Source organism: Cryobacterium sp. TMT2-18-2 (assembly GCF_004402245.1).
GTDB lineage: Bacteria > Actinomycetota > Actinomycetes > Actinomycetales > Microbacteriaceae > Cryobacterium > Cryobacterium sandaracinum.
This window is the reverse complement of the sequence record NZ_SOFU01000034.1, coordinates 1-12,411: the sequence shown is the minus strand read 5'-3', so window position 1 is coordinate 12,411 and position 12,411 is coordinate 1. Positions and strand designations below refer to the sequence as shown.

At 68.9% G+C, this 12,411-nt stretch carries 10 protein-coding genes; 7 read left to right on the top strand and 3 right to left on the bottom strand.

The window, feature by feature from the left end; all coding sequences use genetic code 11:
• Positions 1-90 precede the first annotated feature (90 nt).
• A complete protein-coding gene (locus E3O22_RS10725; protein ID WP_370448416.1) occupies positions 91-870 on the top strand; it encodes an HAD family hydrolase in 780 nt (259 codons plus the stop codon).
• Positions 867-3,374 (top strand): glycoside hydrolase family 65 protein, encoded by a 2,508-nt coding sequence (locus tag E3O22_RS10720; RefSeq protein ID WP_134395228.1) that lies wholly within the window; start codon positions 867-869, stop codon positions 3,372-3,374. The genes E3O22_RS10725 and E3O22_RS10720 overlap by 4 nt, the downstream gene beginning before the upstream one ends.
• Positions 3,375-3,611: 237 nt before the next feature.
• Here E3O22_RS10720 and E3O22_RS10715 read toward each other — a convergent pair whose 3' ends face one another.
• Positions 3,612-4,406 carry an SGNH/GDSL hydrolase family protein gene (locus tag E3O22_RS10715; RefSeq protein ID WP_134395227.1) on the bottom strand — a complete coding sequence of 265 codons (795 nt, stop codon included), beginning with the start codon at positions 4,404-4,406 and terminating at the stop codon, positions 3,612-3,614.
• A 120-nt stretch (positions 4,407-4,526) separates the two neighbouring features.
• Positions 4,527-6,002 carry a hydroxymethylglutaryl-CoA synthase family protein gene (locus E3O22_RS10710; RefSeq protein ID WP_134395226.1) on the bottom strand — a complete coding sequence of 492 codons (1,476 nt, stop codon included), beginning with the start codon at positions 6,000-6,002 and terminating at the stop codon, positions 4,527-4,529.
• A gap of 189 nt (positions 6,003-6,191) precedes the next feature.
• Here E3O22_RS10710 and mvaD point away from each other — a divergent pair, with 189 nt between their 5' ends.
• Genes mvaD through E3O22_RS10695 form a run of 3 tightly spaced genes read left to right on the top strand, consistent with a single transcriptional unit; the run spans position 6,192 to position 10,644 of the window.
• A complete protein-coding gene (gene mvaD, locus E3O22_RS10705) occupies positions 6,192-7,202 on the top strand; it encodes a diphosphomevalonate decarboxylase (RefSeq protein WP_241976613.1) in 1,011 nt (336 codons plus the stop codon).
• A gap of 2 nt (positions 7,203-7,204) precedes the next feature.
• Complete coding sequence (locus E3O22_RS10700) at positions 7,205-8,272, top strand: mevalonate kinase (RefSeq protein ID WP_166784626.1); 1,068 nt, start codon at positions 7,205-7,207, stop codon at positions 8,270-8,272.
• Positions 8,269-10,644, top strand: a complete 2,376-nt coding sequence (locus tag E3O22_RS10695) for a hydroxymethylglutaryl-CoA reductase, degradative (RefSeq protein WP_134395224.1) — start codon at positions 8,269-8,271, stop codon at positions 10,642-10,644. The genes E3O22_RS10700 and E3O22_RS10695 overlap by 4 nt, the downstream gene beginning before the upstream one ends.
• A gap of 260 nt (positions 10,645-10,904) precedes the next feature.
• On the opposite strand, the gene E3O22_RS10690 is transcribed toward E3O22_RS10695, so the two are convergent.
• Positions 10,905-11,186: an XRE family transcriptional regulator gene (locus E3O22_RS10690; RefSeq protein WP_134395223.1), complete on the bottom strand. Its 282-nt coding sequence runs from the start codon at positions 11,184-11,186 to the stop codon at positions 10,905-10,907.
• Between the two features lie 198 nt (positions 11,187-11,384).
• On the opposite strand from E3O22_RS10690, the gene E3O22_RS16390 reads away from it, so the two are divergent.
• Together E3O22_RS16390 and E3O22_RS15930 are read left to right on the top strand one after the other, a co-directional pair.
• The gene (locus E3O22_RS16390) at positions 11,385-11,858 is read left to right on the top strand and encodes a hypothetical protein (RefSeq protein ID WP_134395222.1); all 474 of its coding nucleotides are present in this window, start codon (positions 11,385-11,387) and stop codon (positions 11,856-11,858) included.
• Positions 11,765-12,411: DUF222 domain-containing protein (locus E3O22_RS15930; protein ID WP_370448474.1), on the top strand; the 647-nt coding region annotated here is incomplete at its 3' end. The genes E3O22_RS16390 and E3O22_RS15930, both read left to right, overlap by 94 nt.

The window sequence follows — 12,411 nt, the reverse complement described above, 5'->3', positions numbered from 1 at the left end:
CACGTCGATCCCCCGATCGAGATCGTGATCATTTGACCGCTTCGATCAGACCCCCCACTGTCTCAGGACCTACCAAGCAAGGCATCAGTTATGACTTCTACGCGATTCCCCCTGTCGCGCGCGGAAACGCGCGCCCGGCTCCTGTCCATGCGCGGTGTGCTCTTCGACCTCGACGGGGTGCTCACGCCCACCGCCGATGTTCACATGGCCGCCTGGGCGCGCCTGTTCACCCGCTTTCTCGAGGACGAGGGAGTGACCCCCGCCTACAGCGACGCCGACTACTTCCAGTACATCGATGGCAAGCCCCGCTATGACGGCGTGCGGTCGCTGCTCGCCTCGCGGGGCATCCAGCTGCCCGACGGCGACCCGACGGATGCCCCGGAGCGCAACACCGTCTGCGGCCTCGGCAACCGCAAGAACGAGGCCTTCAACGAGACCCTCGCTGAAAGCGGCGTCACGCCCTACCCGGGATCGATCGAGTTCCTCGACTACGTCGTGGCCGCCGGCCTCGCCGTGGCCGTCGTCACCAGCTCGCGCAACGGGGAGAAGACCCTCGCAGCCGCCGGCATTCGCGGACGCTTCGAGATCGTCGTCGACGGCCTGCTCTCGGCCGAGCGTGGCCTGGCCGGCAAGCCGGCCCCCGACACCTATGAGCTCGGCGCGGCACTGCTCGGCCTCGATGCGGCCCAGTGCGTCGTCGTCGAAGACGCGCACTCAGGCATCCAGGCCGGCCGCGCCGGCAACTTCGGCCTCGTGCTCGGAGTGGACCGCGGCGTGGGCACGCAGACCCTGCTCGACGCCGGGGCCGACGTCGTCGTCCCCGACCTCCACGAGCTGCTCCCCAACGTCGAAACGGAGGCCGGAAAATGAACCGGATCACCGACACGAACGACCCGCTCGACCGCAACCGATTCCCGATCGACGAGTGGGCCCTGGTCGAGAAGGACTTCTCCGGTGACGACATGGGTCGCACCGAGACGCTGTTCGCCGTCGGCAACGGGTACCTCGGCCTGCGCGGCAACGTGGACGAGGGCCGGGACGGCCATGCCCACGGCACGTTCATCAACGGGTTCCACGAGACCTGGCAGATCCGGCACGCGGAAGAGGCCTTCGGCTTCGCGCGCGTCGGGCAGACGATCGTCAACGCGCCGGATGCCAAGATCATCCGCATTTACGTCGACGACGAGCCGCTTGTTCTGACCCTCGCGGATCTGCTCAGCTACGAGCGCCGCCTCGACTTCGCCGGCGGCATCCTCTCCCGGTCCCTCGAATGGCGCACGCCCTCGGGCAAGCGCGTGCTGATCCAGTCACGCCGCCTGGTGTCGTTCACGGAACGCCACCTCGCGATCCTCGAGTACGAGGTCACCATGCTGGACGCTGACGCGTCGGTCGTGATCTCCAGCCAGATCCTCAACCGCCAGGACGGCATCGGCGAGTACGACGCCCCGAAGTCCACCAACGGCAAGGACTTCGACCCGCGTAGGGCCGAGTCGTTCACCGACCGGGTGCTGCGCCCCCGCTTCAAACGGGCATCCGAGGGCCGCTACATCCTCGGCTTCCGCTGCACGAACTCGGGCATGACCATCGCCTGCGCCGCCGACCACCAGCTTGAGACGCTCAATGAGTACGACGAGGCCTCGCACATCGGCGACGACATCGCCAAGCACGTCTACCGCATCAAGGCCAAGCAGGGCCAGTCCATCCGACTGACCAAGACCCTCAGCTACCACACCTCCACCGGCGTGCCCACGCACGAGCTCGCCGACCGGTGCGACCGCACGCTCGACCGCGCCGTCGCAGCCGGAACCGAACAGTACGTCGCCGAGCAGCGCGACTGGCTCACCGCTTTCTGGGCGCGCACGGATGTCGAACTCGTCGGCCAGCCTGCCCTCCAGCAGGCCACCCGCTGGAACTTCTTCCAGCTCGCGCAGGCGTCCATGCGAGCCGACGGCCAGGGCGTGTCCGCGAAGGGCGTGTCCGGCTCCGGCTACGGCGGCCACTATTTCTGGGACACGGAAGTGTACGTGCTCCCCTTCCTGACCTACACGTCGCCGAACGCCGCGCGCAACGCGCTGCGGTTCCGGCACGCGATGCTTGAGCACGCCAGGGTGCGCGCCACCGAACTGAACCAGCTGGGCGCGCTGTTCCCGTGGCGCACGATCAACGGCCTGGAGTCGTCCGCGTACTACGCCGCCGGCACCGCGCAGTATCACATTGACGCTGACATCTCCTATGCGCTGACCCAGTACGTGTCGGCCACCGGCGATGAGGACTTCCTCTCCCGCGAGGCCATCGACATCCTGGTGGAGACGGCGCGCATGTGGGCCGACCTCGGCTTCTGGCGCGGCAACGGCAACGACGTCTTCCACATCCACGGCGTCACCGGGCCCGACGAGTACACGACTGTCGTCAACGACAACCTGTACACGAACATCATGGCCCGCTCGAACCTGCGGGACGCGGTCACCAGTGTGCGCAGACTGCGCGAGGTCGACATCGCCTCCTACGACTTCATGGTCGCCCGCCTCGGACTCGACGAGGCCGAGATCATCGAGTGGTCGTTCGCCGCGGAGGCGATGCACATCCCCTTTGACAAGACCCTGGGCATCCACCCGCAGGACGCGCAGTTCCTGGAGAAGGAACGTTGGGACCTCTCACAGACGCCGCCCGCCAACCGCCCGCTGCTGCTGCACTACCACCCCCTCGTGATCTACCGCTTCCAGGTGCTCAAGCAGGCGGATGTCGTGCTCGCGCTCCTGCTGCAGGGTGACCAGTTCACGCCGGAGCAGAAACGTGCCGACTTCGACTACTACGACCCGATCACCACGGGTGACTCGACGCTGTCCGACGTCGTGCAGTCGATCATCGCGGCCGAGGTCGGCTACCACGAACTGGCGCTCAAGTACTTCACCTCGGGCCTGTTCGTCGACCTCGCCGATCTGCACCACAACGCGGCGGACGGCGTTCATGTGGCGTCCGCCGGCGGTGTCTGGAGCGCGCTCGTCTACGGCTTCGGCGGTATGCGCGACCACGGCGGCAAGATCACTCTCGACCCGCGACTGCCTGAGACCTGGGAGGCGCTGACCTTCCGCGTCACGCTCCGGGGAACCCGGCTACGCGTGGACGTGCGGCAGAGCGAGGTCAACCTCACGATCGAAGAGGGCGTCGACGTCATGCTGTCCGTGCGCGGTGTTTCCGTCATCGTGCGGATGGGCCTGCCCGTCACGGTCCCGCTGGCCCACCAGGGCCCGCGTGACCCGGGGGCACCCTCTCGAACCTTGGTCGAGGGCGGGCGACGGGCGGACGGCACCGTCATCACGTCCTCGATCCCGACGATCGCGCACACCACCGAGTTCCTGGAGCCGAACGACTAGTTCGCTTCAGCGGGGAGGGCCCCCGGCACACCGCCGGGGGCCCTCCCCCGTTTCTCGCCTGGCCCCGGCCCTGGCCCCTCGCCCGTCGCCCTGGCCCAAACCAATTTGACGGAGATTGTGCGATAGTGACCACATTTCACATGAACTAGGTCGTTTTTCGTCGAAATGTCCGTCGAATCCGTTGGCGGCGTCGGCAGGCCAGTGCCCGGTGAGCCGGGAACCGGGACTGCTACCGCGTTACAGCGCCGCCTGGATGGCCGCCGCGTAGGCCTGGTAGCCGGCGGGGGTCGGGTGGAAGGCATCCGGACCGGCGAAGTAGACCCACGAGTCGACGTCACCGATGCCGTGGCCAGCGAAAGCCGCGGACACGTCGACGTATTCGATGCTGGAGTTCGGTCGGATTGCCTGGGCCTGGGCTACGACGCCCTGGATGGTCTGGTTCAGCAGCATGGTTGCCCCGTTGAGCTGGGCGATCAGCGGGTTGGCCGAGGGGGCGAAGAGCAGCGGGTAGCCGGTGACGACCACGTGGGCATTCGGGGCGGCCGCCGCGACTCGTGCGTAGGTGTCGGCCAGTCGGGCTGCAAGCTCGCCGGAATAGATCAGGGCGCCGGCGGTGGAGATGGCGTTCCCGCACGCGACCTGATCCGCGGAGGCGCACGCCGCCGCCACGCCGGCCACATTCAGATCGTTGCCGCCCACGGTCAGGGTCACCAGGGTGGTCCCCCGGTTCAGGGACGACAGCTGCGTGGTGGTCACAGTCCCGGTGGTGGCCAGGCTGCAGCTGACGTTGCGCAGCAGGTTTGTGCCCTTCACCGCGTCCAGAAGGGCGGGGTAACCGTTCGGGCTCTGCAGGCAGCTGTCCACGTAGTCACCGCCGCCCTGCCCGGCCGCGTAGGAGTCGCCCAGGGCGACGTACTTGTTGACCGGGGCCGTGACTGCGGCGGAAGCCGGTAGGGCACCGGCGGCAAGCACGCCCGAGGCGGCGAGGACGGCGGCGAGGACGCTGGACAGGAGTCGGATTCGGGGTTTCATGGCCCGACTTTACTCGGATCTGCGCTCCAGGTGCAGGGTTGATTTCGGCACGACCTCAGCGACTCCCGGAAAGCGGCCTGGCGCTCAGAAGATTGAATCGCGCGTCACGCGGCGAGAACGTCAGGCGGTGGGGGGCACGTAGCGGTAATACTCGATGCCCTGGTCGTAGAAGTCGGGGCCGTTCGCGGTGCCGAGGTGGTCGACGACGAACTGGTCCTCGGCCGGGGCCGGCACGAGGTCACCGGGGCGCCCCTCGTGCAGCGCGATGTACTGCGCCTCGGTCAGGTCGACCGGGCCGTGCAGGGCGGTCTCGAAGTTGATGCGTGCGGCGGCGGCCTGCCAACCCGCGGCGACCCGCATCGGGAGAGCCTCGGCGGCGTCGCCGCTGCCGTAGCCGAGCGCCAGCCACTCCTGGCCGGCGAGCTCGAGGCCCTCCGTCAGTGCATGCTGCAGACCGGATGCGAGCCACGCCGGCAGGGCGGCCGTGTAGAGGTTGCCCAGGTCGCGCATGGCGTCCGAGCCGAGGCCGAGCTTCTCGCTGACCAGGACGTTCCAGACTTCGGTGCTGCGCAGGTGCTGGCGCAGACGGCGGGACAGCGGGAAGACGTCACCGATGATCTCGCCGATGTCGGCCCCGTTTCCGTGGAACGGCGACGGTGCGCACATCTCGGCGAGCAGGAGGTCGGCGTCGATCCCGGCATCCGCGCAGTGCGCGCGCAGCTGGTCGCGGCCCGATTCCTCGTCGGCCGCGAGCGTGAACAGGTAGGCCATCACCCAGCCGGTCGCCGGCATCTGGTGGTACGGGCGGTGCATGAACACCCGGTCGACCTCGTTGAAGTAATCGAGGGAATTGCCGGGGCGCTTTCCCAGCATGGCCGTCATCGCGTGGTGGGTGGCGTCGATGTAGCAGCTGGTCGAGTACCGGCCGTTGAACACGGGCAGGTCCTGCATCTGCCCGTCGTCGCGGGGCGGCTGCCCGCGGAAGCGCGCGAACGGCTTGCGGAAGTCCGCCACCCGGTAGTCGGAGTCGCTGCCGGACCCGGCCAGATTTACTTCCAGCAGTCGGGCCTCGCTTTCCAGGAGCACAGCGACGGCGCCGGCACCTTGGGTGGGCTCGCCGCTGCCGCCCCGAGCGTATTCGGCGATGTCGGCGGAGACGACGATGGCCTGGCGGCCCACGCCATCCGTCGCCAGGTAGCGCAGGGCGGCCTTGATGCCGTAGACGCCGGCGAGGCAGGCCTGCTTGAACTCGGGTACCTCGCAGTCGCGCGCGAGCGGCGGCATGCCATGCGCGGTGAGGGCGTCGTTGACCATGCCCTTGACGATGACCGCACCGGCCGAGTTGTCGCTGCTGGATTCGGTGCCGAGGGCCAGGAGGCCGACCTGACCGGGGTCGATGTCGTAATCGCGGATCAAACGCCACACCGCGTTCGCCGCGAGCGTGTAGACACTCTGGCCCGGGCCGCGCATGCGGAAGCTGCGTCCAACGACGTTCCGGACCTTCCCCCACGGCTGGTCGTTCCAGTCGCACCAGGCTTCGAGCTGCACCCGGTAGGGCGGCACGAACAGGGAGAATCCACTAATTCCAGGCGTCAACGGTTCCCTCTTCAGGTTTGGTGTGGTTGTTCACCCACACCGGGTCTCAAACGCACCCCTCCATTATCAACGGATCGGTCGGTGAAAGTGGTGACCAGGAGCAGATCGTCAGGCGGAACCGACCCGATCACGGCGGTGCGGCGCCCCGGGAAGCGACTAAAATCGAATGAACCCGATCGGAGCACCACTGTGGACCAACCCATCGACGGTGGCGCCACCGCCGTGGCCCGCGCGCACAGCAACATCGCCCTCGTCAAATACTGGGGCAAGCGCGACGCCGCCCTGAACACGCCCGCGGTCGGCTCCATCTCGGTCACGCTCGACGCGCTCTATACCGACACCCGCGTCACCTTCACGCCCGGTCTGGCCGCCGATGAACTCTGGCTGGCCGGATGCCGCCTCCCGGCCACGCGCATCAGTCGCGTTCTCGACCTGGTGCGCGGGCATGCCGCCAGCATGGGTCTGTCCGCCGCCGGGCTGAACGCCATCGTGACGTCGACGAACAACTTTCCGACCGGGGCCGGCCTCGCCTCGTCGGCATCCGGCTTCGCCGCCCTCGCGGTTGCCGCGTCCGGTGCCGCCGGCCTCACCCTGGCCGACTGGCAGCTGTCGATCCTGGCCCGGCACGGCTCGGGCTCGGCCGCCCGCTCGATTTTCGGTGGCTTCGCCGAGATGCACGCCGGCACCGCCGCCGACGGATCGGACGCCTACGCGGAGGAGCTGCTCGACCGGGCGGGCTGGCCGCTCGCGGTCGTCGTGGCGATCACCGAGCACGGCGAGAAATCGATAAATTCCACTATCGGCATGAACGAGAGCAAGGCCTCCTCGCCGTTTTACCAGGCCTGGCTCGACTCGGCCGACGACGACCTCACCGAGATGCGCTCCGCCATCCGTGACCGCGATTTCGCCCGGCTTGGGGAGCTCTCCGAGTACAACTGCCTCAAACTGCACGCCCTCATGCTCACGACCCGACCCGCACTGATCTATTGGAACGCCGCGACCGTCGCCGCGATGCACGCCGTGGCGGGTCTTCGCGCCGAGGGCGTGCCGGCCTACTTCACCATCGACGCCGGGCCGCAAGTCAAGGTGCTCTGCCTGCCTGGCGACGCCGCCGCGGTTCAACGGGCGATGGTGCTCGTGCCCGGGGTGCTCGAGGCGCGCATCAGCGCGCTCGGCCCGGCCGCCTGCCGGCTGGAATGACCATGGGGACGACTCTGCCGACGCCTCCGCCGAAGCCGACGATCCGGGCGTCCGCGCCCGGCAAGCTCTTCCTGCTGGGCGAGTACGCCGTGCTCGAGGGCGCACCGGCTCTGCTCGCCGCCGTCGACCGACGCGTGGAGGTGACGGTCGACGAGTCACCCACGGGCTCCTGGCAGGTCAGCGCGTCCAATTTGGGCATCCGAAACCTGGTGTTGGGAACGGATGGCGCCCTCCCGGCCGGCCTCACCGACCAGCAGCGCGACCACCTCCGCGTCTTCGACCAGGTGCGCGTCGCCGTGCAGGCCGCTGCGCTGCAGGCGCAGGCGCTGCCGCAGCGGCAGACCCCGCTCGCCATCACCATTGACAGCAGCGCGCTGTCTCGGGGCGGCCACAAGCTCGGCCTCGGTTCCAGCGCCGCCACCGCCACCGGCCTGACCGTCGCGCTGGCCCGCGCCCTCGGCCTGACGCTCGACCGAAACGAGCTGTTCCGCCTGGCTTACGCCGCCCACCGCAGCGCGCAGAACGGCGCCGGCAGCGGCGGAGACGTGGCCGCGAGCGTGCACGGCGGGTTGATCCGCTATGCCCCGGGTGCCGCAGTGGTGCCTCTGCGCTGGCCGGAGGAGCTCTGTATCTCGGCCGTCGTCACCGGCGAGGGTACGCTGACCACCCGCCTGGTGGGCCGGGTGGCCGACTACGCCGCCGAGAACCCCGCCCGGCACCGGGCCGACCTCGACCGGCTGAAACACCTCGCCGGACAGGCCGAGGCGGCGCTGGCCAGCCCGGCCGATTTCCTGCGCCTCGCCTCCGACTACTTCGCGGCGCTCAGCCAACTCGACGCGCATGCCCAGGCCGGCATCGTGAGCGAGCGACACCGTGAACTGCACGCCCTCGCCCGGCGCACGGGCGGCGTCTTCAAGACCAGCGGGGCCGGCGGCGGAGACGTCGGTCTGGCCTTTAGCTACGCTGGAGAACCCACCGAGCGACTCGCCGGGGCACTTGCCCGGGCCGGGGCCGCCATCGTCCCGCTCGGCTTCTTCGCCGCCGGCCTACAGGGAGGCACCGCGTCATGAGCCGGTCCCGCATCCCCCGCTTCTACCAGTTGTCGGTCAGTGAACGCATCGCGCTCCTCCGGCAACGCGGTGTCCTGTCGACGGATGCCGCCGCGCACCTCGCGGACGGAACGTCCGCCCTCGACGTGGCGGCCGCCGACCGGTTGATCGAGAACGTGATCGGCGTCTTCTCAATGCCGATGGGACTCGGCCTGAACTTCCAGATCAACGGCCGGGACCACCTGGTGCCGATGGTGGTCGAAGAGCCCTCCATCGTCGCCGCGGTCAGCTCCACGGCCCGGCTGGTGCGCCAGGCCGGCGGGTTCACGAGCGTCGCCGACGAGCCGCTGCTGATCGGCCAGATCCAGGTCGTCGACCTTATCGACCCCGAGCGCGCCCGGGCTGACCTGCTCGCGCGCGGCGACGAGCTCGTGGCGCTGGCCGACAGCGGGCATCCGAACATGGTGGCGCGCGGCGGCGGCGCCCGCGGCATCGAGGTCTTCCTGCGCGGTGCGACGGCGCAGAACGGCGAACTGCTCGTCGTGCACCTGCTGGTCGACACCCGCGATGCGATGGGCGCCAATCTCGTCAACTCGATGTGCGAACGGCTCGCCCCACTGGTCGAGGAGATCAGCGGCGGCCGCGTGTTCCTGCGCATCCTTTCCAACCTGACCGACCGGGCCCTGGTGCGCGCCCGTGCCGTGCTCCCGCACGCGCTCCTCGAGACCGCCGACTTCCCCGGCGAACGCGTGCGCGACGGTATCGTGCTCGCGAACGAGTTCGCGGCCATGGATCCCTACCGGGCCACCACGCACAACAAGGGCATCATGAATGGCATCGACGCCGTCGCCCTTGCCACCGGCAACGACTGGCGGGCGATCGAGGCGGCGGCCCACGCCTACGCCGGCCGCGGCGACGGTTACGGCCCGCTCACCACCTGGAGCGTGAACGACGCCGGCGATCTCGTGGGCGAACTGACCATCCCGTTGAAGGTCGGCACGGTCGGCGGCCAGGTGGAGTCGAACCCGGCCGTACGGCTTGCCCACACGATCCTCGGGGTGTCTTCAGCGGCCGAGCTGGCCGAGGTGATGGCCGCCGTGGGGCTGGCCCAAAATCTGGCCGCCCTCAAGGCCCTGTCGACCAACGGCATCCAGCACGGACACATGCGCCTGCACGCGCGGGCCGTGGCGGCTGCCGCGGGCGCCAGTGGAGCCCAGTTCGACGAGGTCGTCGAGACGCTCATCGCCGACGGCGAGATCAAGGTGTGGAAGGCGCGCCAGATTATGCAGACCCTCGAAGAGAACGGCGACGGCGACCGGGCCATCGAACCGGCCGCCCCGGATGCCGGGTACGGCGCCGCCGCCTCCGTCGCCTTGCCCGCGGCTCACCCGGCACCCACGGCCGCCCTTACGCCCGGCGCTTCCGCCACGTGCGCCATTGCCCTCACCCCCGGAGTCCCCGGCCCGGATGCCCACCTCGGCTACGGCAAAATCATCCTGATGGGCGAGCATTCCGTCGTCTACGGCTACCACGCGATCGCCGCGCCGATCGGTCTGTCGGTGCGCGCGCAGGTCACCCGCCAGGCGTCGCTGCGCGAACCGGTCATCGCCGACTGGGACGTCGACGGCTCGGTGCGCGAACCGATCCGAGCAGACCTCTCGCACCGGGTGGCGGCGCTGATCGCCACCCGGCTCGGCGTGTCCGACGCCGGCCTGCGGGTCGACGTGTTCTCGCACCTGCCGCGCGCCAGCGGCCTGGGTGCCTCCGCCGCGTTCGCGGTGGCACTGATCCGCGCCGTCGCCGACAGCTTCCAGCTCACGATCAGCGACGCCGAGGTCTCGAGCCTCGCCTTCGAGTGCGAACAGATCGTGCATGGCACCCCGTCGGGCATCGACAACACCGTCGCCACCTTCGGCCGGTCGGTCCTTTTCCAGAGATCGAATGCCCCGGGCGGTCACACGATCCGCGACATCTTCACTCCCCACCCGATCCCCATCGTCATCGGGCTGTCCGGGGTGGAGTCGCTGACGAAGCAGACCGTGGGCCTCGTGCGCGGCGCCTGGCAGCGCAACCCCGCGCGCTACGACGCGATCTTCAGCCAGATCGACGGGCTGGTGTTGGCCGGGGTCGACGCGCTCCGCCGCGGCGACATCGCCGAGCTCGGCGAACTGATGAACATCAATCAGGGACTGCTCAACGCGCTACAGGTGTCGAGCCCGGAGATCGAGTCACTCGTGGCGATCGCTCGCCGCGCCGGCGCCCTCGGAGCGAAGCTGACCGGTGGCGGGGGCGGCGGCGCCATGATCGCTATCGCCGAACCCGGCGGCACCGGCCCGATCATCACCGCAATGCGCAGCGCCGGCTACACGACCTACCTCACCGAGATTCGCTGAGCACCCGAATTCCGAACCTGTATTCGAGGTATTCGGCGCTGGGCATCTGGTCATTCCGGTTAGCGATAGACGGAAATCATGGCAGTCGTCCACAGGTTTCCTGCGTAGTTATCCACACCGGGCATTTCAGTGATTATGCGGGCGACAGCCACATTTCACCCTGCTGTCCACAGGGTTGTCCACAAGGCTGTGGATAGACGTATCTTCGACGTCTGTCGGCCGCCCTGCCCGCCTCGCGGCGCAGGTCTCAATCGGCGGCCCTACGGCGGGCCGACGCGCCCCGGCCACAGGTCGACACCCAAACCGTTTTCCAGACGGGCCACGGTCGCCAGGTCCGGCCAGGACCGCCCGTGCAGCACCGAGAGCAGTGTCGTGTGATCGAGCCCGGCATCGCACGCCACGGCGCGCACGCTCCGCTCGCCGATTGCGGCCTGCACGTTCACCGCGAACCGACGGGCCACTTCGCCGACGGCGCCCGCCAACGGCACGTCGGGCCACCCCACCACGAGGTCACGGGGAGCAGGTCGCGCCGGTCTGGACATAGCCCGAGCGTAGACGACGGATGTCCCCTCGGATCGCCCACCCCAACTCGTCAGTCAAATCCACGGTGGTCGGGCGGGTCGAGACCCGGTGAGGCGCTCCCTGAATTTGTGAACAAATCTTCTAAACTTACAGTGCATTGAGTCGTCAAATACTGCCAAACTCTCGACTCTGTGTTCGCAATGAGGTATCCTCGTAACATGATCAATCTCGCGGAAGACCTCAGGCAGGCGGCCGATGCCGTGGCCCGGCTGGGTTCCTCGAGTGCCGACCTTTCGGCCCTGCCCGATGCCGAGGTGTTGGCCGGTCAGAAGCGAATCGTTGCGATCCGTCGTCTCGTCGAGACCTATGCCGTCTGGATGGCGGCGACCATCGCCGAGCGTTCCCGGCCGGAGTTCGGGCACTCGGGTTTGGCGGCGCGGCAGGGGTATCTCTCCCCGGAGGCCCTGATCCAGAACTCGACCGGCTCGTCGAAGGGCGACGCGTACAAGCTGGTCGCGGTCGGCACGATGATGGCCGATGCCGAGGCGGCCGACAGGCTGGTACCGCCGGCACCCTCTCCGTCGACGCGGCCGAGTCGATCCGGGCCGGGCTCGGCCAGATCGACGCGGCGGTCACCGCGGAGAAGCTCGCGGCGGCACTCGAGACGCTCCTCACCGAGGCGCCAGCGTTGAATGCCGACGAGGTCTTCAAACGGGCCCGCCGGATGCGCGACTGGCTCGACGAGGCGGGCATCGCCGCCCGCGAGAAGCAAGCCCACGAGAAGCAAGCCCACGACGACCGCTACCTGCGGGTCTACCGGCTCGCCAATGGCGACGTGCGCCTGAACGGGCTCTTCGCCCCCGAAGACGGCGAGTTCGTGCTCTCCACCTTCGACTCCATCACCGGCCCCCGCCGCGGCGGGGTACGGTTCGTGGACGCAGAGCGGGCCGCCTGGGCACAGAAGATGCAAGACGACCCCCGCACGACCGAACAGATCAACGCAGACTCCCTCGTGCAGCTGCTGAAGATCGCCGGCGAGGCCGACCCCGGCCGGGACTTCGGCGGCCGCCGACCCTCGGTGCGGGTGATCGTGACCGAAAAGGCGCTCACGGCCGAGACCGGCGAGCCGGGTGCCGCCGAACCCGCCGCGCACGGGCAGATCGAGGGCAACCCGGTCCCCATCTCGCAGGAGACCATCGACCGGTTGCTCTGCGACACCGGCACCCGCGGCATCACATTCGACGA